This window comes from Ignavibacteriota bacterium, assembly GCA_016707525.1.
GTDB lineage: Bacteria > Bacteroidota > Ignavibacteria > UBA10030 > UBA6906 > JAGDMK01.
In genome coordinates this window covers 161,960-188,516 of sequence record JADJHP010000011.1, presented here as the reverse complement: position 1 = coordinate 188,516, position 26,557 = coordinate 161,960, and the positions used below count along the sequence as shown (strand labels likewise).

Here is a 26,557-nt window from a genome sequence, read left to right as displayed (position 1 = left end):
TTTCCCCCTCCTCGACAGCAGGCGCGGCAGGAGCAGGTCGCGGGTGCGGCGCAAGCAATGGACATGGCGTCGCATGGTCATTTCAGGTCGCCTCTACTGATCCGGAAGCTTTCGTGCGCCATTGCTCCCGGATGGTTCTGGTTAACAGCCGATTCGTCCCTGCTTCATGTTGGTCAAAGCCGAGGAGCGCAATCCGCCCCAGCTTGTCCGGCGATCCGAAACCGAAGGTGCGACATTCGTCGAAACGCTCGATGCCGAACTCGAACAGATTCCACTCTCCGTGTTTGTGCGCGTAATTTCTGGGGAGCACGACCAAGCCAAAATCTGCTCCAGCGTGCAGGTAGATGTGGCACTTTAGGAAGTCGCGCAGAATCTTTTCGCGGTTCGCCTTCTCAATCTCGACTGCCACACTGCGCCCGGCGAACTGAAATGCGAAATCCAACTCTTGCGGCACTCCGACAGGCAGCGCCAATGTCATTGGCGTCACGGCGCGGGATCGGAGAGCGGCCTCCAGCTTGGCGTCGAAATCTGAATCCGTCTGCCCTTGGTTCACCGTCGGATTGGCCACACGGAACTCGAAATCTATCCTTTCCAATCCAGACACGAGAGGTGCAAGATGCCGCGTTGCTACACCATCCTTCGGGTGAAGCTCAAAGTTGGTGGCGTAGGCGGGGAACGTGGTCATGCGGCCTCCGTTGCGAGGTCCACCTGCCCCAACAGCAACCGCGGCAGCAGCAGATCGCGGGTGCGGCGGAGGTTTTTGGATTTGGCGTTGGAGGGGCCAGGATCTGCTCAGCCATTGGTGCGGCCGTGGCTTCGAACTTCTCGCTCAAATCATCCGTCGGTTGTAGAAACTCGATGGTCTTGAACACACCCCGGCTGATTTCCTTGAACGTCGCGCCCGATGCCATGCGCTGATACGTCGGCACGTTTTCCTTCAGCCAGTGGAATTGGAGGTACAGGGGCACCCGGTCATTTGGCAGGCAAGTGATGAATCCCTGATTCGTACAGGCCGGTTGAGTATTGATCGCGATCGCACCAATCGTGGCGCGGCTGGTCAGCATCACGCTGCGCGCCGGGAACATCCGTGCAGAACTCTGCGCAAGTCCTTCATTGGTGATGTGATCGCTTGAATCGTCCATGAACATCGTGCCTGCGCCAGTCAGGTCGCTTGGCGAATACCACTGGATGGTGCCGCCTTCCCAGAACGCCTCCACCTTCCGAGATGGAGTGCCCCCACCGGAAATTTCAAACGCATCGGCAACTGTTTTCACCTCCCAACCTTTCGGAATGTCGCCGAGGGGGGACGGGACGCGCGGGACGGATTCGTGGCCGGGGAAGCGGAAGTGGACGAACCACTCGCGGTAGAGGGCGCGGGCCATCGCCTCCAGAATCTTGATGCGCCGCTGGCTGTTCTCGATCAGCTCGTCGTATGACGACAGGATGCCCGCGATCCGTCGCTGGATCGGGAGGGGGGGAATGTCAACTTCGACCTTTGCCAGTTTTTCTCCCGGCAAGTGTTTGATGGTCGCGCCTGTGAAGTACTGATCAAATTGCTTGGTCTTGCCAATATGCAGAAGGTTATAGAAAAGAAATTGGTAGTCCAGAAGTTCTTTCGGCCTGATTCTATGGAGAGCCTTTTGAATCATCATTCCTGGGAGTTGGTCTCTCCAGATGGCACAGCGGCCAGGCTCGCCGCCTTCGCACATGATGTCACCGAACTTAAGGCCATACCGTTCCATTTCGTGAGCTTCAAAGCGCATAGTGCGCAGGTCATTCAGATCAAACTCGCCCCAGCGGACATTGACGTTCGCAAGATACGGAAACAGGTCCCCGCGATTCTTGTTCTGGTCAAGCATCTTGCCGAGACAGAGGTCTGCCACAGCCCCCAAAGGCTTCCGGTCCCAATTCACGGTCTTCAATCAGACAAAATCCCCGCCACATTGGCGGCGATGGTTTGCTCCAGCGTCCGTGCCTGGGCGTTGAGGGTTTCCAGTTCTTCGTTCAGAGTTTCGAGCTGCGCCTTGAAGTCCTCGTCGCTCACTTCCTCGCCCGGGGCCACGCCCACATAGCGGCCGGGGTTGAGCGACCAGCCCTGCGCCTCGATCTCCGCGATCGTCGCTGCCTTACACAGGCCGGGGATGTCCGCATAGACGGTCTTCTTGCCGAACACCTCCTTCAACATGGCCGCCGTCTCCTCCCCGCCCACGGTCAGGTCAGGCGCCTCGCTGCGATACAGTCGTACCACGTTGGCGAGAAAGCTGATCTGCGCGGGCGTCCAGTCGCGGTGGGCGCGGTCCACCTGCCGGTAGATGTGGCGGGCGTCGATGAAGAGCACGGTGTCGGCGCGCTTCGTCTTCGCCTTGCCCCGGTCGAGGAACCACAGCGTGCAGGGCAGCGTGACGGTGTAGAACATGTTGGGGCCGACGGCGACCATCACATCCACCGCCCGCGCCTCGATCAGCTTCTGCCGCAGCTCCTGCTCGCTGGAGCGGGCGTCGGAGGCCGAGTTGGCCATGACGAAGCCAGCGCGGCCCTTGGCATTGAGCGCCGAATAGAAAAGCTGGATCCACAGGTAGTTGGCATTGTCGGTGCGCGGCAGGCCGAAGGGGTAGCGGCGACCGGCGCCGACCAGATCCTTGAGGCGCTCCTTGTCCACCGCGTTGACGTTGAAGGGCGGATTGGCCAGGACGAAGTCGAACGCGCCGGTGGCGGCATGCGGGTCGTCGTAGTAGCTGTTGACGTTGCCGCCGTGGCGGATGTCGCCCTCCAGCCCGTGCACGGCGAGGTTCAGGCGGGCGAGGCGGCCGGTCTCGTCGGTTTTCTCGACCCCGCAGATGGACAGCTCGGCGGTAGGGTTCTTGTGGTGCTCGGCCACGAAGCGGGCCGACTGCACAAACATACCGCCCGAGCCGCAGGCGGGGTCGAGGATGCGACCGTGGAAAGGCTCGATCACCTGCGCCAGGAGCCGCACGATGCTTGCCGGGGTGTAGAACTCGCCGCCACCCTGCCCTTCGCTCATGGCGAACTCGCCGAGGAAGTATTCGTAGATGCGCCCGAAGGCGTCGAAGTCGAGCGTGGCCGGGATCTCGGAGATCTTCTTCAGCAACTCTTTGAGCAGGGTGCCTGTGAAGCGGTTGAAGGTCTTGGGCAACACGCCGGCGAGCTGCGGGTTGTGCTTCTCTACCTCGCGCATGGCAGCGTTGACCTTGCCACCGATGTCGGCCGCCTCTGGCAGTGTCAGCAGAAAATCGAAGCGCGCCTCAGGGGCCAGATACAGAACGTTGTCGGCGTGGTAGGCGGCGGGCTCATCAACGCGACTGCCCCGGCGGGAGGAAGCACCGGCTTTCTCCAGCTTGGTCCGCTGGGCGGCGAAGCGTACCTCGGCAAAGCGCAGAAAGATCAGTCCGAGAATGGGGCCGGAATACTCCTGGGCCTTGAGCCCCGAGTTTGCGCGGAACTGATCGGCGGCGTCCCACAGGCGCTTTTCAAGCTGTTGCGGCAGCGGTGTCTTTTCAGAGGCGGCGATCCAGTTCACGGTATCTCTCTATAGAATAGGCTGTCTGACATTGTGTTAGGACTACTCAAGCCATTCCTCATGCTGGGCAACAAACCGTGATTGCGACAACCCAACATCCATATTCTCTTGTTGAAGACTCGACCCCTCTCACCCGGGGTCAGTCAAGAGCGGGCAAACACTGGGGCAACGCACCGTAGGTAATCAGGCCGGGACATCACGCAGAATCGCTGGAGCAACAGTAGTCATCCAATGCTGGTGGAGCTGCCACCACGTCTCCGAGTAACCACCAAGCTGGCCGGCCTGTCGGGGATGGACGAGTGGCAACAAGAGCAGCTGCTTGTCTCCTATTCGAATCTCGTGTAGCCGGCCATACGACTCATTTGTCAATCCATAGTCTGCCAACCGTGAAGGAGCTCCATGTCGACTCGCAAACCACTGCAATGGCAGATCGCCGAGAGTAACCAACACACGGGATCCCGCCTCTTCGAGTTCCGTTTCGATGGCGCGTACTCTATTCTCATCGGCCAGAACTTTCGGCAGAGGCGGAAAGTCAAAGTCTGGCAAAGAATAGGCCGTCTTCATCGTATCGTACTCGCGCTTGATGGCATTCGCTTGATTGGGATTGCATCGGCTCTCGGGCAACAGATCGCAAAGCCAAACGGAACTACGATCCAGACCCATTGGTCGGAGAAAGTCCTGATCAAGGGTTTGGCCGGAGGGGCCGTTCAATCCTTCCCCGGGTGAAACAAGACGACCGGCTCCTTCCGGAACCGGAATGCTGGCAATTATCTCATCCTCTCCGTCACCCCTCCAGAAGATCTCTGGCTCCGATGCTACCGCAAGAGCTCGCACGGCAATCGACCCATCGGCGCGAAGCCACCGTGCGTGAACGGCACTCGCATACACACCAAGGACGAATACCCTCTTCGGGGTCCGATCGGATTGTTGAACCGGAAGAATTGGATTCCCAAATGGAAAGCTCTTCATCGCAGTATCCCTTCCTTGTCAGGGTCGGCCCTATGCCTCACAACTGTCCACGAATCGAAATCCTGGAGATTCCACCTATAGATCATTGCATTGTTAAAATCCCCGCGTCGAGTTTGCAAGGAACCCTCCGCTCCCGCGGGGGCGATTCGAGGTTCCTGTTCGATGGAATCGCTCGGAGTCTATGCCTCCAAACACGCCGGGAGCCCACAAATTTCTTTGGATGAACGTAGACCTATCTGAACGGAAGGCTCATCTTTGCGGCGGCGAACATATTTGATTCCCGCTTCCTGGAATGAACCCACGATGCCGGGCTGTCGGATAAGGTGATCGGCTATGGCCCCTTCAATGCGTTTACGAAGTCGATTGTCTACGTCAATCTCAGCAATAAAGAAATGAAATACTTTCACGAATTTCTGGATTGGTTCTGCCAATTCAGGCAGCCTTTGAACAAAATCGCATAGGTCGACGCGATGGCATCTATCATAAAGACCTGGCCACAGCATGGATTTCTTTCCAAGTTGGAAGGCTGCGGGGTCATGGACATGATACATTCCTGACAGTTGGGCCACCAGGTGTTCCCTGAACCGAATAGAAAATTGACGCCCGGTTTCACCGACATAGTAGACCAATTCCCCACTTTCAGTGGGGACCGTCCACAGGTATATGCCATGGCCCTTGCCCTGAGGAGGATCCAGAATTGAGCCGACAGGCCCCGCCGCAAACCAAGAGTACGGACCTTGAAACTCCAGAAGAAGATCAGATTGCATAGGTATCAGATGCGATCACTCAGTAGGTTATTGCACATTGTGCCGCTCCACAACGAGACACCGATCGCCGCAAGGCACAAGCAAGTTATGCTTCGCCGAATAGAAGCTGAGACGCCATTTGGTTACGTTCAACCTGTCCCATTGGATCACTGCGGTGGATGAGCCTCTCCATATCCGTCAAGTTGATTGGCCTGAGAATGACTCGTGCTTGATGATGACCTGCGACCGGCTCCCGGACATTGATCTTTTGTTCCCGTGCGCCCCTGAAAAGCGTGGGATACAGGATCACACTCTCTCGTGTGTGATTTCCCTGGGCGATGGCATACAATGCCAGTTGGTACAGCATCGATCGCGGTAACCGGGTGTCCCATAAGTCCCTGTACTTGGCATCCGCGATGGTCACCAGACGAGAGGAGTCCATCACAGCAAAGTCGGGCCGGAGAACGGAATCGGGATATCCCCTGGGATTGTGCGCCGGTTCGTATTCAAAGAATCCTTTCATCTTGTGTTCATCGTGAATCACATAGCCTTCCAGGTTTTCATGGAGAAAGCGTGACACCAGGGCCTGAAAGAAGCGGTTCATATCGAACAGAAATCCGGAAAGCCGGATGTGATTCCCTCCCTCGTCCAAGGAAAGCCCGTGTCCGGCATAGAGCAGCTCGATCAGAGATAGCAGCGGGCCGTACGCCACAGTACGCCGGTCAATCGCACCCTTCGCATCTTCGATCAGGCTGCCACTCAGCCTCCTGAGGGAGATCGACGATCGTAGATCCTTGACCAGATGATTGACCTGATATCGAAGGTCAACATCAATCGTTTGTTGAGCGGCGAACTCAAGCCCTGCAAGCATTGCCTGATTGAGAACGGTGTCGTCAGTCCGCGGATAATATGTGCACGGTACCTCCGCACCGCCCGTACCCATCGTTCGGACGTACTTATCAAAATCGATTCTGCCACGCAGGTCGGATAGGCGAGCTGTTCTTCGCTCATAGTCCCTGTGTACCCCACGGCCTATCAGATCCCGCGCCTCCGCGATCAATTGCTGAACAAGCAACTCGCAGAGATCCCACTCGGATGAGCCATATGCTGTCGGTTTGAGGAGCTTAAGCTGCCGAAATCCATACGCGTATCGAAGCAAACTCAGGAATGGCGCTCCCTGAATCTTCGGTTGGATCGTGATGGTCAGATCGCCAATGCTGAACCTGCCAACGAACGACGTTGCGCGGAGTTCGATCCCCTGAGCCAATTCAAGGATCTCGATCCAACCAAGGGCGGTCAGCCGTTCAGCAAGATCATGACTCGCTCTGTCTCTGAATTGCCATCCGGCAAGGGGGGCGCCAGCCTCCGGACCTCTCGTTTCCCATTCACTCAATATGACGTTTTCCGTGGTCACTTCTTTCCGTCTATCGGCTCTCCATCTTCTGCATCTTCTGGAGCCGCGACTGCCACAGCCGCCTCAGAACCGGTTGAGATGTCTGGAGTTGGCTCGAGCAGGGCTTGCACGAGTTCATCGCGATGCGCGGGGATAAACAGTTCTTCTCTGATGCGCTGTTTCTCCGCGTCAACGAGTTTTCCTCCGATGATCTTGGAAAGAGCATCATAATCTTCATAGCAGTATTCCTCGATCAGCGGGATGATATCCTCAGAAAGGATACGGACAAATCTCGAAAGGTCCGTAACGGGCTTCTTCCCTTCAAGGAGGTATGCGTGGCCGATCTGGAGATTCCGTCCATCCCGTCCCAGCTCCCCGCGGATCCGATCGTTGAGGGCGCTCAGCCATGGTCCCAAAGGTATTTTCCCGTCCACTGATGCACCGCCGAACACCGTCATATCTGGCATGAGCTCAACGAAACCGAAACGCCGGCGCAATGCTGTATCGAGCAAAGCTATCGATCGATCTGCCGTGTTCATGGTTCCGATCACATAGACATTCGGGGGAACCGAGAAGTCCTCTCCGGAAACAGGAAGACTGACGGTGAGTCCACGCTTGTCAGATTCCAGCAGGGTCAACAACTCACCGAAGATCCGGGGAATGTCACCTCGATTGATCTCGTCGATGAGCAGAATGTAGGTTCGATCAGACCTTGTCCGGGCGTCACCACATAGGCGTTTGAATATCCCATCCTTCGGATGGAAGATGAGTTGGCCAGAGGAATTTGCCGCCGGACGGAATCCTTCCAGGAAATCCTCGTATCCGTAATTCGGATGGAATGTGCACGAACGAACAAGTCCGGCTGCGGAATTCTCTCCAGTAACTTCAGCTTTCTCCGGCTTGGTGAGTTCTGAAAAGGTTCTGCTGAAAGCACGAAGACTTGCAAGATCAATCGCGGCGGATCGGGCCCAATGGGTTTTCCCCGTCCCCGGTGGACCGTACAGTATCGCCTGCCCTTTCCGTTCAAGAATCGCCTGCAATCTTCCAGGGATGCCAATCAGCCGACTGGTCTTGGGAGGTTCTCCAGGCGAGTCAACGGATTCGGTGCCAGGCTTAGTTATACGTGAGGATAACAATCTCTGTTCGATCTCAAGGATGTTGCGTTCATCCTTTCTCAACGAGAAGACTGTCGTATTCTGCCCTCGGGAGTTGGGAATTTCCACTGTTCGGTCGATTTCATTCGACCTTCTCTCCGGTGGGCTGCGCCCTTGGGAGGAGTCTCGTCAAAGCGGTACGGCCCAACCACCCGCCCGATTCCAAGGATCTTCGCCCCGTCCGCAGCGACAACAACTTCTTTTTCCTCATCATTGATCCCAACGACAAAGTTTCTTATTTCACCACCCTTCTGAAGGGCTTTCTTCGGATCCCCGGGAAAGTATGGCTCCAGCAATTTCCCTAAAGCAGCTTTCTGTTCCGCCCCAGCGACAATGTGAGAAAGGTCCCCTAATCCACCCCATCCTATCGCGATGTAGCCGCCCTTGTACATCTCTCCCCAAATATTGGTCTTCCCTTCCAGGGACGTGTCGATGCGCCAGTACTTTGTGGGCCGCCCATTCCGCGCGTTCAATGTCGACGACAGGTGTTGCATGGGCCAGCCCAATTGTGCAGCCAGGTTCACGAAACGGCCACCACAGACGTACAATCCTTCTGTCTCCGGAGGTAACTGAAGCAACTTGAGGAGATGGAACCGTTGCCACTTGTGGTTCTGATAGTCGTCCAACTTGTCCGGGAAGAGGATGGAGAAATACTTATGTCCCCAAGCGAGGCCACTGACATCCGGACAGGATTCGTCAAGATCGTGTTGGAGACGTAAGTAGGCCTCGTCATCGGAATTAGTGTGGAACTTGTCGAGCAGCGCCACGCCGGCGAGAAGTTGATCACGATGTTTTCGTGCAACGACGATGGCTTCGGCTTCCGTCAAAGGGATCTCAGCCTGGGGTGCCCCAGTTACCCATTGGCCGCTTTCCTTGTGCCGGAAGAGTCCGAACTTGTGGGCGCTTCCTCCTGCGATACTGCCAAAGCTGATCCCCGGGAACTCCTCATCGTCCTTGAACTCGAGCCAATACACCAGACTTTCCTTATTGCCATGCAGATGCATATAGTGGAGCAAAGCGGTTCCATCAAGTGAGGCGAGCTTTTCCGGGCCGAACCGATCCCGAAAGGCATTGTATGCAGCCCGCAATCTTCCGGAAGAGTGGAGCTTGCCAGTACGGGCGAGATCGTCGTGGAACTTCTTAAGGTCTTGTTCAATACGAGGATCGAGATTGATCATCGAACGCAGCCTCTCTGGGTATATTCTCCGTGCGCACAAGGCGCTTGAGTGTTGATTCGTGCCTGCTTCTGAGGAGTATTCATCATTGGTGACGTTTGAGTGAATTTCTTACCCGTCACCTTGAGCAGTGGTCTCAACGGCCGAGCGTATTTCATCCACGAAATCCCTCACTATCTGACAAAGCGCGTCCTTGTGTGGCTCCAGGAGCAGAAGATCCGTCATCGGCCACCCTCGCTCCCAACTCGACTGCTCGAAATCGATGCCAAGGTCTTTCTTGATCCTCGCACGGTATTTCTCCGAAACATCGATCCCCAGATCCGGATACTTTTGATATGACCATCCGAAATTGATGCTGAGTTCCCCGATGGTATACACCGAGAAGAGGCTAAAGCGATCCCCCCCGGCAAGGAGCCGGGCGGTGAAGGAACCTCGTCCTTTGCCGTTCCCCCATTCTACCGGGCGCCCACTGACTTGTTCACCAAAGCGAAGAAGCTCATCGGCAAAGGCAACTGCTTCAGACGAGGTCTCTCTCTGAAGCTCTTCAGTGAACCGTTCATACGTCCATCGTGACCCTGCGCTTGAACCCTTGCGCTCCCGAGCTGCCTCGGTCAATCCCACAAGCCGGGGCGCAAGAATCTTTCGATTCCCATCCTTTCCGCTGAAGAGCTGGACCTCGATGCCATAGATATCAAAATCAGACGCGTCGTTTAGAAATTCAATGATCTGTTTGAGCTCCGGAGGGATCTCATCGGAGGCGATGATCAACCGCATCCTGTTCGATCCGATGTTGCTGTCTATTCGTTCAAGAAAATCGCCATCAAGCGCAAATCCGAGCCGATCCATTGCCTGACTGTCCAGACTTCCTTTGCGATCACTCCAATATGCTCTCCCTTCGTCGATCATTCGCTGAGCGCTCCATTCAGTCTTCAAGTGTGCCAGGTATTCAACCCCCTGGGCGAGCACGCTCCGTCTGATCTCACGATTATCGATCAGTTTCGTCTCAACGACGGTCGGAATACCCTTGTGATCGATGAGCAGAATGTCCATTGACCCCGCCGTGACCCCAGCCTCGCTGCGTATCACAAGGAATCGGGGAGGATCCGATGGGTTGATGTCGTCGCCAGGTATCAATTCGGGGTGGTCAGCGATGAGTTCCTGCAATGTCACTTCTCCAAAGCCCCCCGCAGACTCATCTCGATAGGAGGCTTGATCAATAACTTCGATCTGGTTGGTGTTCGAAATGTGGAAGAGTTTCACCTGGATTCAGTTTCCTTTGATCAGAGACTTGAAGTGTACCGGAGGCGGTTGTGCGTATGGATGATGAGCACCTCATCGGGGAATCGTGTCGGACTGTCGTCGTGAGGTGGGTTCAGGTCAGGCTCAAGCGGGCTCGAAGGTCGCCGCCAACCACGTCGTGTGGGCCCATTTGTGAACCTGTCGTCTTGCGTTCCCCCTGGTCGTAACTGGAACTGCGGAATGGAGAGGTGCCACCCGTAATATTGTGCGAATCTCTGAGAAAATCAATCCACGCCATCGCATACGCATATTCTCTATTGCGCCAAAGATATGAGTTCAGCCCCCGGTAGCGCCCGGGCTGACCACCTCCGGTACCGCGGCATACCACCCCCGCCTCCCGAACTCCGCAAACGAGAATTGCACGATGGAGTCCTCATCGCCGGCGCGATAGGATGGCATCGGATGTGGATATTCAATCCCCAACACATGATTGAAGAGCAGGAAGAATACTTCACGCGCGAAGAACGTCCTGTCCCGCTCATCGACCATCTGCGATGCCGTGATGATGCCGTCGATGTGCAGAACACCTTCGCGCACATGACCATGCGCAAGATGGATGAGCGTGCCGGTCCAACTACGCACGAAGTAGTAGATGTCCCCGTACCGGTAGATGTCCCACTTGTCCTCCATCTGCTCGGCCTTGAAGAGCGGCCCATCACGGAGTTCTTCACCATGAAGCGGGATCTGCAACGCGATCTCAAAGTACGCGGGATCTTCGGGTGTTGTACCGATGTGCTCGGTGCCGTCGGACTGCCGCAGACGCGAGAAGCTCTCCGCGATCGCCGGATCCCCGGTCATGGACACGTGCGTCAATGCCGCCGCCCGGCAATCGAATACGTCCATGGGGAAAGGACTCGCATCGCCACGTAACCACCCCACGGGCGGTAATGCATCGGCCACGCGGTCATCGATGCCAAGCATGTCCGCCCCGGTGATGATGTCCCCGGGCTGAAGACTGTCTGTGAAGCTGCTCGCCTTCGTGGTCCTGTGTACGGTGCTCTTCCGCTTGTCCATTGCCGCTCCTGGTCGTGGCTCGATCCTGTGGTGCCGTCGCCGGCACGGGGACGGTCAACTGCCCCGCCTCCTTTCAAAAGGTACGGACCACGGATCCAGACGCCGGATCACGGAATGATACAAATGAACGAAAGGGGGCCAGTAGCGGCCCCCTATATCGGATTGGGTTCCGGTGGGTCGAAAAATGCGGTCTATTGCTGCAGTTTCTGACCGCTATTTTAGGATATGACGGCAACCTAAAATAACGGGACGGCTATTTTAAGTTCGAGCCGTCAGATCCCGGCTTCGAAGATCATACCCCTCACCTTAGAAGCATCATGGCTTTCGTCGCCACAAAATTCGCGGCTCCCTCTCTGACCTCGCGCCCGGGCACGGAGTCCGAAGGACGCATCGCGCCTTCCGCGGGATCCAAACCGTGGACCTGCATGCGGCAGAAGTACACCCCGCTCGCACACCCCGATCCATCGAACCGCGCCACATGTTCCCCCGCCATCCTTGCCTCATCCACAAGCACGGCCACCTCCCGCCCGAGCAGATCGTACACCACGAGCCGCACATGCCCGGCCTCCGCCAGCTGATAGCGCAGCACGGTCACAGGGTTGAACGGATTCGGATAGTTCTGCTCCAATGCATACACCCGCGGCACAGGCCGCTCCTCCTCCACGGAGACGAGCAGATCGGTCGGCCAGTTCATGACATGCGCACCGTCCCCGCCCAACCCGAGCTTCGCAGCCGCCGGCAACGATGCCACGGAGAACGCCGGACCTTTTGTCGCAGCAACCTCGGGGGTCAGGTCCTGTGTAAGGTAATACAGATAGATCTTCGTTTCCCCGGGCTGCACGGTGATGTCCCGCCACTCCCAGGAGAGATCACTACCGGCGAACGATACCGAATCCACCCGGTCCCTCCCGCCCATCCCATCCATGATGTGCACCAGGTGCGGGATCGCCGAAGAAGGATACACATCATCGGTCCAGAGCCAGGTGTCCGCCACCGTGAACAACGTGTCACCGCTGGACGATCCGATGATCTTGACAGGGTTCCCTCCAAGCCGCCCGCTCACACGCGCCGTCACCGTGATCGGCGCCGCGGTGGCGTTCGTGAACACATCCTGCACCCGCAGGTACCCGAGCGTGTCGCCCTGCGCCGCGGTCGGCACGAAGAATTTCCGCGTGACGGTGAGACCGCTCACCGTTGCCGGCCCGAACACGATCTGCCTCCCGTCCGCCTCCGTTGAAGCATAGTCGGGTGTACCTTCGAATAGCGAGCCGTTGATCAGGAGCACATACGCGTTGATGTACGCAGAGCTGGTCCCGGACCGCAGCGTTGCTCCGGCACCCGTGGTAACCATATCATAGAGCATGTCGTGGATGTCGGCAAGGGCCTTGAACCCGCCGAAGTAGTAGCGGTACGCCGCTTCATTGGGCACGATCTTCAGATAACAGGTGCCGTCCGTCGGAAACCTGTAGTTCAGATTCCGGCTTGGGAATGTGTTCGTGAGATCCACAGACCCATCATTGAGCCTCGCGTATCCACTTCCGGTGCCCACGCCCTGAAGCGAATAGACGAAGACCCCGATCTCTCCCGCCTTCGCCGTATACGCGTAATAGTCGGAGTCGCGTGGGGCAACGCCCGCATCGCAACCCGGAAAGATCGTGCCGTACGATGTGACACCCCACGGCCGCGCCATCGCCTGCATGGGCGTCTGGTTCGGCTCGTATTCGTCCGCCACGAACACTTCATTCCGGCGCGTGGTGTTCAGTGTGTATGCAGCGTCGGCAGTCCCGCGGTTGATGACCCTGATGAAGCGGTATCCCGTGACGCTTGCGGACGACCACAGGCCAGGGTATCCGCCCAGGTACGAGGTGATGTGCATGACGCTATCAACGCTGTAGATGCTGATCATCAGGTCCGCAGACTCGCCGGCATTGCGCGCCGCGCTCTGGATCCTGAATGTATCGCCAGCACGCGTCCAGATCTTGAAGCAGTCCGTGTCCGCCGGCGCGATCGCGGCATTCTTCAGGTAACTCCCATAGCCGACCGGCGTTGCGGTGGCATAGCATCCGTTGCTTTCCTGCTCGTCGATGAACGCATCGGGACGCGGCTCCGCAACGATGAGTCCGCTACCGGTGAAGATGCCATGCAACCCACCGCCTGCAGCACGGTTCCACGCCACGGTGTCGCGCACATCTTCGAAGTGATACACGGCAACGAGGCCGGACTCGTTCCCTTTTGCTTCATGATCCCACAACGAGGCGATCTCGGGCGCGGTCCGGACCACATTCCAGACGCGTACCTCATCGCACATCCCCCGGTATACTTCACCCAATGTGCTCCTCCCGATGCGCAGATCCTGTGTGGTGTTCGGGAACCGCACGCGGGCATCGACAAGGGGGACCGTCGCAACACCGTTGATATAGAAGACAAGCTGATGGAGCAACGTGTCGATGGTCACGGCCAGATGGGTCCAGACGGTGTCATTCGATGCGAGGCGCGGACCCGTGATCGCATTTCCAGCAAGGATGACGGTCGCATCGACACTGTCGGTCCGGCCCGCGATCGCTGTCACGCCAAAGCCGAATCCCCACGGATGATCCATATCGATGACGGCACTGAACGGCTGCAAAGGGGGAGACGGCCTCACCCAGGCCTCGATGGTGACACGCGGTGCAACATCGAGGGCAGCATCGTGGACGACCCGGATGTTTCCTTTCGTGGCATCATATGCTGAGTTGGAGTTGGTCTGGGCGGACAAGGGAACGGCGAGGAGAGCGCACACCATCACGAGGAACGATCTGCGCCATCCGGAGAGCATGTGCACATCTGCAGAGTGCATAAGGCCTCCCGGAGAGTATGCGGGCGAAAAGAGGGAATGTGCCGCAATATACCCGTGAGACACCCGAACGGCAATAGGTCGTTCACGGTATTTTTTGAAGAAAGTCCTGGAACGGTCCTACGCCAGGAACACGATCCCCCTGGTGGAGTGTTCTAGTGAACAAGCCTGCGCTGCGCGTTCGCGCACATTGCCAGAACATACAGCGACCTTCACTTCACAAACCACACTTCACAATCCTATGCCCAGGAAAGCTCTGCCCGCAGACCGACGCGATTCCGTGATTGACGTGCTGAGGATCCGCTTCGAAAAGAACATGTCCCGTCATAAAGCTATCAATTGGGCCGCTGTCCAGGCCCGGCTCGAGGCCAACAAGGAACGGCTCTGGTCGCTCCATGAAATGGAACAGAGCGGCGGCGAACCTGATGTCGTGGGGTTGGACGCGAAGACGGGCGAGTTCATCTTCTATGATTGTTCAGCGGAGAGCCCGGCAGGCCGCCGCAGCCTGTGCTACGACCGCGAAGCGCTGCAGTCGAGGAAGGAGAACAAGCCGGCGAACAATGCCATGGATGTGGCCGCCGCCATGGGCATCGAGATCCTGACGGAAGAGCAGTACCGCGAACTCCAGAAGCTCGGCGCCTTCGACCTGAAGACCTCAAGCTGGATCCGCACGCCTCCCGCGATCCGGAAACTCGGTGGCGCGCTCTTCTGCGACCGCCGGTACGATACGGTCTTCCTCTATCATAACGGGGCCGAATCCTACTACGCGGCACGCGGGTTCCGGGGCATGCTCAAGGTGTAGAGCGGCAGTTACGACCGCGGCACGCGGGTTCCGGGGCATGCTCAGGGTGTAGAACGGCAGTTACGACCGCGGCGCGCGGGTTCCGGGGCATGCTCAACGTGTAGAGCGGCAGTTACGACCGCGGCGAACGGGTTCCGTGGCATGCTCAAGGTGTAGAGCGGCAGTTACGACCGCGGGGCACGGTACTTGCCGCCCCAGAACCTGTAGGACGTCAGAGAGGTGAACACGATCACCCTCTCTATGACCGGTATCCGCAGGAGACGGTGCAGCAGGTAGTAGAGGATCCCGAGCGAACCCAGCATCAGGAGGGTCTCGGCGATGAACCCCGCAACGGTATCATGCGCAACGCCTACACCCGCCGGCACGAGCGCGTACAGGATTCCCACAAGGACCGCGTAGAACAGAACCAGCTGGGCCCCGATGAATCCGTGTGCCGTCTCGATCGCCTTCTTCGGACATGTGCTCATGCACTTCATGCAGCTTTCACAACTGAAGGTCCAGAATGGACGGCCATCGATCTCCTTGATGGCCTGCACGGGACATCCCTTGATGCACACACCGCAGTCGTCGCACGCCCGGGAGGCATAGAACGACTTGGCAAAGAAGAACCGTCCGACGAAATAGTACCCGAGCGAGATCGGTGCGATGGCAAGGTCCTGCACGATCTCCATGAGTCCCTTGTAATTCTTTCCTCCCTCGAGCGCACGCGCCGCAAGTGCCTCAACCTTCGGCCTGTATTTCGCATACAGGAAGTCCACGGTCCGCTTGTTGAGCGCTGGGTGCAGGGACATCCAATTGGATGGAAGGTTGATGGGATACCACGCATTGATGGCATACCCTTTCACCATCAGCAGCAGCGATGCCAGGAAGAAGGTCGCACCGCTCAACCCCGGCGTCACGACGTTCCCGATCTTCATCCCGGCGCGCGTGTTCAGCAGGAGGACGTCGTTCTTCCCCTTCGGGAAGTGGTACAGAACGTGGACCATGATGGGCGGGTAGTTGAAACCGTGCACAGGGGAGACGAAGGCCACGAGCGCGTCCGGTTCCGGCGCTTCGATCTTCCGCCGGTCCACATCCGCAATGTTGACCATCCGGCAGGGCATGTGCTTCGTTGCGGCCACCGCACAGAGCCATGCAGCAACGTTGCGGGCATTCCCCGTTCCGGAGAAGTAGTACACGATCAGTGAAGAGTATGTTTTGCCTGTCACCATTCGTTTCCCGCCGCTGCTGTGACCACGAGGGATCGCGCCGTTTTCTGTTGATATCGTACTCTTCCGCAGCATGCGGGTTTCGCGTCAAGCTCAGGATATGTCACTGAGAGTCCTGGCGGTCCGACATCTCATCGCCAGGTGCGGCGAGAGTCGTACTCTCCCTCCGATCGGAGATCAGTACGAAAGTGAATCCGATCGCAAGGAGCAATTCGATCCCGGCGCTGACGAAGATCCCCTCTCCTACGCGTCCCATCAAGAACTCATATACGCCGAGGATCGCCAGCAGCGAAAGCACCACCATCGCGCCAGCGGTCATGGCGGTTCTGGCTGCCGAAGCGGGAACATTCTTCGCCATGAAGAACAGGACGGAGAGACCGAGGTAGATCGCTCCGATCCGCCGTGCTACCAGCAAGACCCCATCGGTGGCTGGAAGGTCCCATCGCCCGACTACCGTCCCACCCGCAAAGAGATACCCCGCTCCAAGGATAAAGAGAAGAACGGAGGTGATCGTGGCCACGGCCCTGAATGTCATCGCGGTCTCCTTTCAGAGAGTGATCCGAACCAATCGGTGCGCGGATACGTGTGCCACTCCCCCCAAAATCCGAGGAAGCCAACCTGGATGAAGCCGATGCGCGGGTCGTCGGCACACGGCAGTGGGAGCAGTCGCTTCCATTCTCTGTCCGTTCGTCGTCCGCTTGATGCACACGCGTCAGAACCAGGTGCTCTGCTTGTACTCCCGGTACGCATCACCGAACTGCGTTCCCAGTCGCCGGTCCTCCAGATGTCGCCACCACAGGATGCTCGCCAGGGCCGGCACCCCGAGCAGAAGCCCCGTCGCCGCATCATGGGCGAGACTCCAACCAATGATCCACAGGATGAATCCGAGATACATCGGATGCCGGAGCCGCTTGAACAGTCCGCGTGTGACCAGGTGATCGATGCCTTCGAGGCCACGCAACTGGATGAGTGCGCCAACCGCAAGCAATGTTCCGAGAATGGCAATGAGTTGTCCGGACATTTTCACCACGACGGGCAGACCGAGATGGTTCGGGTCCTCAGGACAGAGGAGGAACCATGATGCCCAGAGACCGCCCATGGCAAAGAACACGATGATGAACGCCGGCCTATTTCCGTCCCTGATCCTGCCCGACTCCTTCAACAGTTCATACGTGTCTCGCACTGCAAGACACGCGAGAAAACATGCACCGAGAGATTGAAATGGTATGTTCATGGTCGTCGAGGCCCTTGTGTCTTATTCTATCAAGATTCCTGCGGACTTGAGCACCTGGTAGATCCGTGGATCGGATCGTTTGTCCTCGGATGCCGATCCAACCGGCGCACTCCGGATCCTGTGCGGAAAGAGGAGCACATCGATGTACGGCACCTGCGGCATCAGAGACGAGTAGGCATACCAGAATGCCCCGAGGTAGATCCTCTCCCCGTCCACAACCACGACGAACGGTATGCCGCCGGTATGCCCGTGGACCCATTTCAGTGCGGCGAGTTGTGAATCCACCGTCGCCGTCACCGTGTACTCATGTGTGCTCCATCGATACGACGTGATATCCCCGCCAGTGAGGAATGGCCGGGAAGAGAGCACCAGACTGTCCAGTGGTTTATCCCACACCATGGCCGCGGAGATCGAGGTGTCCGGCAGTGTGTAGATCGCGAGGTCCTGGGACAGGCCGGGAGAGGTCGAGTCTGTGCACGCACTCAGGAGTGCGATGCTTGCGAGAGAAAGGATCAGCAGTATCCGCATGGCGAGTCCATGTATGATGAGGCGAAGATGGGTTTTCCTCCGCGACGATGATGAGCAGCAGCAGGGCTACCTGTACGTCCCGGATTCAGGTCTGACGATCTTCATCTTGTAGTCGACCCCCGGTTTGCCGATGCGCACGGTCCCGAGGGTATCGCCCGTCACGACGAATGGCTTGAGGAAGAAGTTCAGACTCAGGGCACTGTCGGCCTTCACATGGAACACCGGACTCATGAACGCATGGTATCCTTCGTGCGCGACGCGGGCGCGGTACGTTCCCGGGGGCATATCGAGGACCACGAACAGCCCCGAATGTGAGATCACGGTTCTTTCGCGCACGGTATCCGCCATGTGAAAGAACACAATGGCGGTTTGCTCCAGCAACTCACGCGTCTCCATGCTCCGCACCGAACCCCGCAATACGCCCTTATCACCTGAACCGGCGAGACCGGGAAGGATGGCCAGCAGAAGAATAGTCAGCAGGATCTTGTTCATGGTTGTGATCCCCCTTATGAACTGTCATCGTGATCCACTACCGCGTACTGCATGCCCGGGCGCATTCACTTCTTCATCAGCACCTGCGCCCAGCTCCGGCGGTTGCACTCCGGACATGTGAGGTACTTTGTTGTCATCATATGAGGGCTGATGAGATCGGTGGCCGTGGAGATCGTGAATTCGTGTCCACAAAATCGACTTTGTTGGACATGTTCTCTTTACATGTCCATTGCATGGACAAATGCCGGGGGGATCAGATCATCACCCTTTCAGATCCACTCCGGTTCGTTCACCGTCTTCTCCCCCGGCGTGCTCCCGGTGTTCACCGTGGACGCCGGCTCGAACAGCAGCACCTGTACTTCTTCTTTCGCGTCCGGACAATGCTCCACGCCACGGGGGACGATGATCAACTCCCCTTCCCGCAGCTCCACCGAACCGTCACGGAAATGCATCGTGAAGCTCCCGCGTACCACAAGGAACAGTTCGTCCTCCGCATCATGATGATGCCAGACGAACGGCCCCTGGAACTTCACGAGTTTCACGTGCTGACCGTTCAACGCGCCGACGATCTTCGGATCCCAGTGCGTCGTGAACAGAGCGAACTTCTCTGCAAGCGTGACCTTCTCCACCCTCATGTCGCTCTTCCTTTATATGGGATCGTTGCCGATCTTTCCGGTGACCGACGCGCCCTTGTGTTGAGCCCGGGGATCCTTCTTTACTTTTGCGGGATCTTGAAAACGATCTTCACGAAGCACCATGCTTCACTCCGCCGGCCGGAGTTCTCCGCCGGCCGGTATTCTGAGGCACGGACCGCAGCGATCGCGGCAGCATCGAAGACCTTCGTTGTGGAGGGCTCCCGGGCTACGATCACGGTCTTGCCGTTCAGTGCGCTCCCCGCTTCACCGAGGAGTACGGCAACCCCAACCCACCCTTCCATACCCATCTCACGGGCTTCCTCAGGATAGTCCGGTACAGCAATGCGGGTCACCGCAGGTGGCTGAAAGCCCTCGATCTTGTAGTTCAGTGGAACCGACACCCACACCGCCACCGGGTTGCCGCTGCTGTCGATCGCCGGCGAAAATCGACATGCCATAGCCCATTGGCGTGATACGTCGTCGAACATATAGGCAATGTCAGGTTCACGTTTGATGATGTCCGTTTTAACCGGTACGCCGTCTCTACCCACGAGGATCTTCACCCAGATCCTCCCCGTCACAAGAGAACCGGCAGCGGACTCGGGGAATTCGAGCTTCGCCTTCTCGATCATTCTGGGCTCGATCTTGACCGGTACAAAGTCGGGCGTCTGAGACACGACCGGTACCGCCCACATGATGAGGATGGCATGCAACAGGCCAAGAAACATTGATCTATAGTTGAGACGTGAAACCATGGTGTGTTCCTTCTGCCTTGGACTTCCACATTGATCCGCCCCACACATTGAAGCACAAATGCCCCTCATCCACTACTCCCGGACAAGAGGCATATGCATTCCAAAAATATTCCCCCACGTGGTAGGGTTGCAAGATACTGCAGCAGCGCGGTATTGTCAATTCAGCTTCGAATAGAAACTTACGTGAGGCAACGGGTTCAGCCCTCGTGCCTCAGTGCCGGCACGCGCTCGCGGATCCTGTTCATGATATGCGCACGCTGCGGTTTTGTGAGGAAGTGGCCAAAGGCAACGCGCTTCTTGTTCACCGGTCGTCCCGGTGTGGATGGCGCGAATTGGAGCACGATCGCCATCATCCGTTTCTCTTTACCTCCCGCGCTGAACGTCAGGAGACTGTCCGAAGCGTGCACGCCTCCCTGGGTCATGGTCCCTTCAGCTTCCGCCATGGAGGCGACATTCTGCACATCGACCTCCCTTCTATACCGGAGGCTCCCGATACCGACCGAGATCTCCAGATGCGGATAGTTGAGAGTCACTCCCTGCGTACCAAATACGCGCAACAGTCCGACCCACCAGAAGAACCCCAGGATCACGGCAGCAAGCGCAGGTGCGTAGAGCTTCATGCCCAAGGTCATCGTGTCCCAGGAGGTCGCGATCCCATACCCGAACACACCGGTACCGACCATGGTGAGCGCGACAATGGGTATCGCGGAGTAGGTCGAAAGCGATGCATCCAGAACGAACCCGGTGGCGGTCGACGTGAATTCGATCTCGTTCTCTTCCGCGGTATCCGTTATCATGACGTGCTCTCAGTACTTGAAAATGGATGGGTCGATTGCCATCCGGTGCCCTTCCCCCTCCGTGATCACCCGGCGCTGTGTAACGGCCGGACCAGAATCAGGTCCCGTTGAGCATCCGACCCCAGCATGAAGACATGATCACCCACCTCGGTGAATCCGAACTTGCGGTAGAATGCCTGCGCCCGCCAATTCCGTTCCCACACACCAAGCCACACAACATCGCAGGCGCGTGCTTCCAATTCGCGCAGACACGCGGCCATTAATTGCTGTGCGATGCCCTTGCCATGCCAGGGGCGGTCAACGTACAACCGCTGGATCTCTCCGGGCTGCTTCCCCACAACACACGCCGGAGCATGGTCCCAGCGCAGTTGTGCGAACGCGATCAAGTGTCCGTTCTCTTCGCAAACCAGCGTGTGCATCGCGGGATAGGAGATCTCGGCCAACTGCTGGGCTTCACCGTACGTGAGCGAACAGTGCCTCGCCATATCGTCAGCGCTGTTCATCGCTTCGAAAGTATCGCGGAAGGTTCGCTCGGCCAGTACGGCCAGAGCGCTCGCGTCGGAGGGTACGGCTTGCCGGATGGATGTCATCAGCTTCTCGAAGGTACGTGTCAATGTACGCCACGACACGGCCCTTGTCAAGACACCGAATAGAAACTTACGTGAGGCAACGGGGACACTTCTCTTCGTGCCTCCCCGTTGGCACAAGGCTGGAACCACAGACTGCGGGCTCTACAGTGGCGACGTGCGACACCGTGATGCAAGCAGACCCGTCGCCAGGCTCAGATCGAGGTCCGCCACAAGCAGCCCTTCCTGTCCGTACGGCTGATAACACTGCAGTGTGCCATCAGGACGTGCAATCGCCGATGTGGTCCCGGAACCCGGGCTTGCGCAGTTCACCGATGCGAAGTAACACGTGTTCTCCGCTGCACGGCACAGCACAGCCTTCTCATGGAATGTGTTGGCGGGATCAGCGAATGTGGCAGGGCGATAGCTTCCGGGCTCGGCAACATGCGCGTGCGGGTGGAATACGACCTGCGCACCCCGTCGCACTGCCCACCGTACCGTCTCGGGATACCGCCATCCTTCATGACAGATCACCACACCGAACGTCAATGCGCCGGCGGTGAAGACCCGACGCTCCGTTGCACGTGAAGGATACGTGATCTCTTCCGAGGGATCGAGTTGCGCTTTGTCCTGCCACCCGGCAACCGTGCCGTCCGCATCGATCACGCACGCTGTGATCTGCAGGCCCCGGTCCGTCACCCTCTCCGTGCCCAGGATCACCGTGATGCGCGCAGACCTGGCCGATGCCGACACTTCCTCCAGCGCGTGCTGGAGGAATGCGGGATCGGGTGGTGGCAGCGCACTCCCCGGCCAACGATATCCCGGCACGAAGCACTCGGGAAAGCAGACAACACTGGCGCCCTTCCTGCCTGCTTCTGCAACAGCCGATGTTGCAAGGCGCACGGATTCTTCCGGTGTCCCGGGTACGCGGATATTCGCAAGTGCGATACGGACGATACTCATGCCGACACCTTTCTACGGAATAGAACGTTGGTCCGTACAGGATCGCTCATCATGCACGCCCAATCTGCCCGGGGATGATCGCGTCTCATGCCGCATTCGGCAGCGGGAGTGCCGGGCGGCCGGCGAGTTTCTGGCCCAACCATGCTGCCGGAAGGTACGCGAAGACCAGGTCCACGACATTGAACCACATCGGTGCGGGAAGCATCATGGCGTTGGTGATACCGCCCACGAGGAACAAAGCGCCGACGATATATGCAGGGATCGTGGACTTGTCAGGAGCCAGCAGCCGGGCGACGAATGCGCCAGCCACGGTGCCCAGCGCGTGTGCCAGGAACGGAAAGATGAAGTGTTGCGGCTCGAAGAGGTGCATGGACGCCTTCAGGCCCTCCATGGTCGTGACGTCAGCACCAGCCGGCGGTGGGATCACCATCCCGCTGATCATGATGAGCCCCATATTGACCACACTTCCCACGATGAGGCCGAGGATCACCGATGCAGCGAAGCGCAGGAACCTGAGCATAGGACGACTCCGTAGAGTTGTGGAGGAGGGTGCGAGAATCCGGTGCTGCTGAATGTCCGGTGGCCCGAAGACACACCAACATCCAGGGTCATCAGACCCCATGGAGAGAACCGGCAGTTGCTCCGAAAGAGCCGCGTGAGGTCAGATGAGCCGTGCATTAGTCAACGTCGTGGGTGGGACGAAGGGTTCCCTGCTGAAAGACCATTCAACACCGCCTGATCCACACTGTGCCGCCGTGCCAGTCCGGGGAAAGATCATAACCGCTAGCTTTGGTATAGAACCGTACACCCTGTTCATTTGTCGGTGCCGGGGTCGTTCGAATGACAAACCGCGGCACCTGCACCTGATCACCGGCCTGTGTTGTTCCGTCCGGAATACGCCGACATCATCCTCTCCAGTTCTGCCTTCGAGATCGGCACCACGGATCCGTGGCGGAATGGGTAGGGAAAACTGAATTCCGGGGCAGCCGCAAATTGTCCGGTGCTGAGGTCGGTGCTGAGGAACGGAATGTAACCGAACGCGCCGGCACCGATCCGGTCGCCCACATTGTCCAGCAAGAGACACCACACCGGCGGTTCGCCGTTCGTAGCCGGCTTGAGCGGGAAACAGATCGGGCCTTCGAATTCCTTCAACTGCCCTGCAGTGAACTGTGGCATCTCCTGCCACGGCCCCATGAGCTTCCTGCTCGTTGCCATGCTGACCGTCTTCTTGTGGTCATCCTTCATGAAACGATAGTAGCTCTCACCGTCGTGCGTGATATTGATGTCAATGACATGATTCTCCTTCTCGACAAATATGAACGGCGTGCTGAAGGTGCGGAAGTCCTTTGTGTGCGCCGCCCAGATCCGCTGCTTCGCGAAGTTGTCGCGGCCGGTCGTTGAAGCCCAATACACCAGATAGTCCCCTGCTTCTTCGTCGTAGATCGCCTCCGGAGCCCAGACACAACCGGCATCATCCGGGGCAACGCGTGTGAGTCGTGGCGGCGTCCAATGTACCAGATCGTTCGACTCCCAGACGACGATGGACTTGCTGCCCGCGGTCATGTTGCGGGTCCAGTTACGGTTCCAATGAACGCACAGGTCGGTGGCGATCAGCCAGAAGTTTTGCCCGTCGTGGGAGCGCAGGAGATATGAATCGCGCACGCCTTTTTCGCCCACGTCGCTCACCAACACCGGCTCTCCTCCATTCAACGCTTCCCAGTGCCTGCCATCTTCACTGATCCCCATGTAGACCTGTTCGGACATCGGTGTGGTCTCGTCTCTGAACGTGGTCATGAGGTATCCCCCGCCTGCCGCGGGTGTTGTTGCGCTCGAAGAGTCTGGTGTATGCTGACCTGCAGAGCAACCGAAAACTGCGGACATCATCATCAAACAGCAGACATTCCTGATCATGCATCTCCATTCGCAAGTGCGTGGTGCGTGTCTGTGAAGGGGTGTGACGGTCAGAGACATCAATTGGACGAGAATGCCCGGAGTTCCTCGCTGCAATAGCACACGATCGTGCATGCTACGGTGCATGTGGTCCCCCTGTCAATCATGGTGGACCCTGGTTTGCTTGATCCCATCCCGTATCGCATCTTCAAGGATATCGACCCGTATGTCTGCGAGCTTTCGAAATTTGATGCAATACCCGGTGATGCTTGCTTTGCCGAGGGTCTTTCCATACATCCTGGCGAGGTACTTCTTGTCGTCGATTCCAAGGATATACACGGAGAGCCCCGTCGTATTCGCGCTGAGACCGATCTGATAGAACTCTTTCGTCTTTCCGTTCGCGTACGTCCGTGTCTGAGTTCCGTATCCAATGTTGGGATTCGAAACGATCTTACCTGTATCGTCCCTGCCGTCCAGGAACCAGAGTTTGCATTTCGGCATGAGCGCCAGAATGGCCCGGTGCAGTGCCTGCATCTCGCTCCGTTTCGGCTCGGGTTGACCGGCAATGTAGTCGCTGATGCGTTCTTTCGTACTCATCAAAACTCCTTCCCTTTCCGCCCCCCGGTAGTGTTGTGTGCCACCACCGGGACTCCGTTGCCATCAGGGAACCCACTGTGCGGGCCGCCCACTTTGCTGCAATCGTCAACGCATTCGCAACCTCATACGTATGTCATGGTCGACTTCATTGCTGCAACGATGCACGCGCCGTATCGGACGCATGCTATTTGTCCGGATCGAATGTCGACTGGCGGATCTCCGCATCAAGTTGTGTGGTGATCGCGTCCACTGCCGGCAATTCCCGGTCCTTCTCATCCACGGTCAACGAGAAGACCGCCTGCATCCATTTCAGTCCGCTGCCCCGGATGCCGAAATGCCAGAATCGGATGAACGTAGCATGCTCCGGGGATCCGCCGCTCGTCGTAAATCGCTTGAAGGCACGATCATGCGTCAACTCCTCGACCGGGGTCTCGGATGGTCCGCCCGTGAGCCGCATCAGCGCTTGCGCGGAAGCTTCCTTTGCATGTGCCGGAACATTGCTGTTCACAACCGTGAGCCGCAACGTCATCGGCGTGGGAGCGGTCTGGAACAGGACGATGGTGTGCTCGTCGTCGCGCGATTCCTGCCAGGCGTCGGGTGCGCGGAAGATGACGGCGCCGTTATGGAAATTGATCTCTCTCATGACCCTTTCGAGGTGTATCAAGGAATGTACGCTGTGGTGGCCCGATTGTCAAAGCCTATCGGAGTAGCGCATGGGGAGCGCCCCGACACCGGCATTTCGCGCCCCCCCCTGCAATGGGATCATCGATGGCATTTGTAGGGGCGGTGCATGCACCGCCCCACTCGGCATCTCCCCGTGCGCCACCACCTCCCTGCATTCATTCAATGATGGCATGGTCGGGGTGAAGCCTCGCTGGGGCATCTCCCCATGCGCCACCACCAGTCTACTGAAGGAGGACTGCTTCTTGTCTTCCTTCTGCCCTCTTCCTTCTTCCTTTCCCTGCCTTACCTCCAGCCGGCGCGGATGTAGGACGGAACGTCCGGCTCATCCTTGAAGAAGTCGCCGGCTTTTCCTGCTGATATTGCCCAGCGGTCCAGCCAGGAGATCCCATACTTCTTGTACACCGTGATGGGTGTGCGATACGCCTCGTCCTTCAGCACCGTAGCCAGGTCCGCGAACGTGTAGCCGTTCTTCATGATCATGGAAAGCAACTGGCCGATGTGATCGGCGTTCAACCTGCTCGCATGGATGAGCAGCACCTGCGCGATGGGCCGTCCGAAGAGATTGACCGATTGCCGCTCGTAGTACTGCAGTTTCTTCTCGAGATACTCCACGTACTCCCGCCCGATCTTCTTCGCGTCCGCCGTATCGCGCCGTGCATAGGCACGGTGATACATGGCAGCGAACATGTAGTCGTCGTTGTCGATGGTGACAGGCGCGGTTACGTAGTTGCGCCCGGCGAGGAACGTGCTCAACGAATCGGCCACTTCTTTCGTGCTGCCAAGATACAGGAACGGATGACGGAAATGGCGCAGCGTCCTGCCGCGGCGGTACAGGAGATCCTTTGTCACGGCCTCGCCTCGGATGACATCCGCGAAGTACTCCACGCAGGTGATCTTGTTGATGTCGGGGTGTGAGTAGGTGTGGTTCCCGAGATCCAGACCGGTGTCGAGCCACTGTTCGAGCAACGAAACACGGAAAGGGGAGAGACCGCTGCTGTCGTGAAGCTTTTGCTCGTTCACGAAGCCTATCGCGGGGGCGTGCGCCGCCGCGAGTCCGCGCGTGAGGTTTGTGATGATCTCACGCTGGTAGCTCGTGTCGGGGATGCCGTAGGCGACAACAGGGAGGTCGTCGACCGTCACGCACAGTTTCTTGGTCTGTCCCGAAGCCACGGAGGCTGCGAGCAGGCAGATCAGGATGAGACTCTTCATTCTCCCTCTCTATCTATGTAAGGTCCAGGGTGTCGGTTAGGCGCCAGCGGCCCGACTCGGCTGTTCCGACAAGCTG

The 26,557-nt window shown here is 58.0% G+C and carries 27 protein-coding genes; 1 reads left to right on the top strand and 26 read right to left on the bottom strand.

Going from position 1 to position 26,557, the window contains the following annotated elements:
• Nucleotides 1-82: 82 nt before the first annotated feature.
• From IPI01_17320 to IPI01_17270, 11 genes are all read right to left on the bottom strand, one after another.
• Nucleotides 83-685 carry a hypothetical protein gene (locus IPI01_17320; protein ID MBK7259526.1) on the bottom strand — a complete coding sequence of 201 codons (603 nt, stop codon included), beginning with the start codon at nucleotides 683-685 and terminating at the stop codon, nucleotides 83-85.
• Complete coding sequence (locus IPI01_17315) at nucleotides 651-1,922, bottom strand: restriction endonuclease subunit S (GenBank protein MBK7259525.1); 1,272 nt, start codon at nucleotides 1,920-1,922, stop codon at nucleotides 651-653. The genes IPI01_17320 and IPI01_17315 overlap by 35 nt, the downstream gene beginning before the upstream one ends.
• Nucleotides 1,919-3,538 carry an SAM-dependent DNA methyltransferase gene (locus tag IPI01_17310; GenBank protein MBK7259524.1) on the bottom strand — a complete coding sequence of 540 codons (1,620 nt, stop codon included), beginning with the start codon at nucleotides 3,536-3,538 and terminating at the stop codon, nucleotides 1,919-1,921. Before IPI01_17310 ends, IPI01_17315 begins: the two co-directional genes overlap by 4 nt.
• Nucleotides 3,539-3,721: 183 nt before the next feature.
• The gene (locus IPI01_17305; GenBank protein MBK7259523.1) at nucleotides 3,722-4,507 is read right to left on the bottom strand and encodes a hypothetical protein; all 786 of its coding nucleotides are present in this window, start codon (nucleotides 4,505-4,507) and stop codon (nucleotides 3,722-3,724) included.
• Between the two features lie 179 nt (nucleotides 4,508-4,686).
• Nucleotides 4,687-5,274 (bottom strand): hypothetical protein, encoded by a 588-nt coding sequence (locus tag IPI01_17300; GenBank protein ID MBK7259522.1) that lies wholly within the window; start codon nucleotides 5,272-5,274, stop codon nucleotides 4,687-4,689.
• Between the two features lie 85 nt (nucleotides 5,275-5,359).
• Complete coding sequence (locus tag IPI01_17295; GenBank protein MBK7259521.1) at nucleotides 5,360-6,667, bottom strand: hypothetical protein; 1,308 nt, start codon at nucleotides 6,665-6,667, stop codon at nucleotides 5,360-5,362.
• Entirely contained in the window at nucleotides 6,664-7,824 is a 1,161-nt protein-coding gene (locus IPI01_17290; protein ID MBK7259520.1) for an AAA family ATPase, read from the bottom strand. Before IPI01_17290 ends, IPI01_17295 begins: the two co-directional genes overlap by 4 nt.
• A complete protein-coding gene (locus IPI01_17285) occupies nucleotides 7,821-8,978 on the bottom strand; it encodes a hypothetical protein (GenBank protein MBK7259519.1) in 1,158 nt (385 codons plus the stop codon). Before IPI01_17285 ends, IPI01_17290 begins: the two co-directional genes overlap by 4 nt.
• Nucleotides 8,979-9,086: 108 nt before the next feature.
• On the bottom strand, nucleotides 9,087-10,235 hold the full coding sequence (locus tag IPI01_17280) for a hypothetical protein (protein MBK7259518.1): 1,149 nt from the start codon (nucleotides 10,233-10,235) through the stop codon (nucleotides 9,087-9,089).
• 315 nt (nucleotides 10,236-10,550) lie between these two features.
• On the bottom strand, nucleotides 10,551-11,288 hold the full coding sequence (locus IPI01_17275) for a hypothetical protein (GenBank protein ID MBK7259517.1): 738 nt from the start codon (nucleotides 11,286-11,288) through the stop codon (nucleotides 10,551-10,553).
• 301 nt (nucleotides 11,289-11,589) lie between these two features.
• Entirely contained in the window at nucleotides 11,590-14,124 is a 2,535-nt protein-coding gene (locus IPI01_17270; protein MBK7259516.1) for a T9SS type A sorting domain-containing protein, read from the bottom strand.
• 238 nt (nucleotides 14,125-14,362) lie between these two features.
• On the opposite strand from IPI01_17270, the gene IPI01_17265 reads away from it, so the two are divergent.
• Nucleotides 14,363-14,923: a DUF4256 domain-containing protein gene (locus tag IPI01_17265; GenBank protein ID MBK7259515.1), complete on the top strand. Its 561-nt coding sequence runs from the start codon at nucleotides 14,363-14,365 to the stop codon at nucleotides 14,921-14,923.
• A 164-nt stretch (nucleotides 14,924-15,087) separates the two neighbouring features.
• Here the strand turns inward: IPI01_17265 and IPI01_17260 are convergent, their stop codons facing one another.
• From IPI01_17260 to IPI01_17190, 15 genes are all read right to left on the bottom strand, one after another.
• On the bottom strand, nucleotides 15,088-16,134 hold the full coding sequence (locus IPI01_17260) for an EFR1 family ferrodoxin (protein ID MBK7259514.1): 1,047 nt from the start codon (nucleotides 16,132-16,134) through the stop codon (nucleotides 15,088-15,090).
• A gap of 100 nt (nucleotides 16,135-16,234) precedes the next feature.
• Nucleotides 16,235-16,666 (bottom strand): hypothetical protein, encoded by a 432-nt coding sequence (locus IPI01_17255; protein ID MBK7259513.1) that lies wholly within the window; start codon nucleotides 16,664-16,666, stop codon nucleotides 16,235-16,237.
• A 177-nt stretch (nucleotides 16,667-16,843) separates the two neighbouring features.
• The gene (locus IPI01_17250; protein MBK7259512.1) at nucleotides 16,844-17,314 is read right to left on the bottom strand and encodes an isoprenylcysteine carboxylmethyltransferase family protein; all 471 of its coding nucleotides are present in this window, start codon (nucleotides 17,312-17,314) and stop codon (nucleotides 16,844-16,846) included.
• Between the two features lie 72 nt (nucleotides 17,315-17,386).
• Nucleotides 17,387-17,893: a hypothetical protein gene (locus IPI01_17245; protein MBK7259511.1), complete on the bottom strand. Its 507-nt coding sequence runs from the start codon at nucleotides 17,891-17,893 to the stop codon at nucleotides 17,387-17,389.
• A 66-nt stretch (nucleotides 17,894-17,959) separates the two neighbouring features.
• A complete protein-coding gene (locus IPI01_17240) occupies nucleotides 17,960-18,385 on the bottom strand; it encodes a carboxypeptidase regulatory-like domain-containing protein (GenBank protein MBK7259510.1) in 426 nt (141 codons plus the stop codon).
• A 269-nt stretch (nucleotides 18,386-18,654) separates the two neighbouring features.
• Nucleotides 18,655-19,020, bottom strand: coding sequence for a cupin domain-containing protein (locus tag IPI01_17235; protein MBK7259509.1), 366 nt, complete (start codon nucleotides 19,018-19,020; stop codon nucleotides 18,655-18,657).
• Nucleotides 19,021-19,100: 80 nt separating this feature from the next.
• Nucleotides 19,101-19,775 (bottom strand): TonB family protein, encoded by a 675-nt coding sequence (locus IPI01_17230; protein MBK7259508.1) that lies wholly within the window; start codon nucleotides 19,773-19,775, stop codon nucleotides 19,101-19,103.
• 197 nt (nucleotides 19,776-19,972) lie between these two features.
• A complete protein-coding gene (locus tag IPI01_17225) occupies nucleotides 19,973-20,572 on the bottom strand; it encodes a hypothetical protein (GenBank protein ID MBK7259507.1) in 600 nt (199 codons plus the stop codon).
• A gap of 65 nt (nucleotides 20,573-20,637) precedes the next feature.
• Entirely contained in the window at nucleotides 20,638-21,162 is a 525-nt protein-coding gene (locus IPI01_17220) for a GNAT family N-acetyltransferase (protein ID MBK7259506.1), read from the bottom strand.
• Nucleotides 21,163-21,303: 141 nt separating this feature from the next.
• The gene (locus IPI01_17215) at nucleotides 21,304-22,101 is read right to left on the bottom strand and encodes a carbon-nitrogen hydrolase family protein (protein ID MBK7259505.1); all 798 of its coding nucleotides are present in this window, start codon (nucleotides 22,099-22,101) and stop codon (nucleotides 21,304-21,306) included.
• A gap of 85 nt (nucleotides 22,102-22,186) precedes the next feature.
• Nucleotides 22,187-22,621 (bottom strand): hypothetical protein, encoded by a 435-nt coding sequence (locus IPI01_17210; GenBank protein MBK7259504.1) that lies wholly within the window; start codon nucleotides 22,619-22,621, stop codon nucleotides 22,187-22,189.
• A gap of 347 nt (nucleotides 22,622-22,968) precedes the next feature.
• A complete protein-coding gene (locus IPI01_17205) occupies nucleotides 22,969-23,895 on the bottom strand; it encodes a glycoside hydrolase family 43 protein (GenBank protein ID MBK7259503.1) in 927 nt (308 codons plus the stop codon).
• Nucleotides 23,896-24,150: 255 nt separating this feature from the next.
• Entirely contained in the window at nucleotides 24,151-24,588 is a 438-nt protein-coding gene (locus tag IPI01_17200; protein MBK7259502.1) for a DUF1801 domain-containing protein, read from the bottom strand.
• Nucleotides 24,589-24,772: 184 nt separating this feature from the next.
• A complete protein-coding gene (locus IPI01_17195) occupies nucleotides 24,773-25,231 on the bottom strand; it encodes a hypothetical protein (GenBank protein ID MBK7259501.1) in 459 nt (152 codons plus the stop codon).
• A gap of 323 nt (nucleotides 25,232-25,554) precedes the next feature.
• Nucleotides 25,555-26,481: a polysaccharide deacetylase family protein gene (locus IPI01_17190; GenBank protein MBK7259500.1), complete on the bottom strand. Its 927-nt coding sequence runs from the start codon at nucleotides 26,479-26,481 to the stop codon at nucleotides 25,555-25,557.
• Nucleotides 26,482-26,557: the final 76 nt, after the last annotated feature.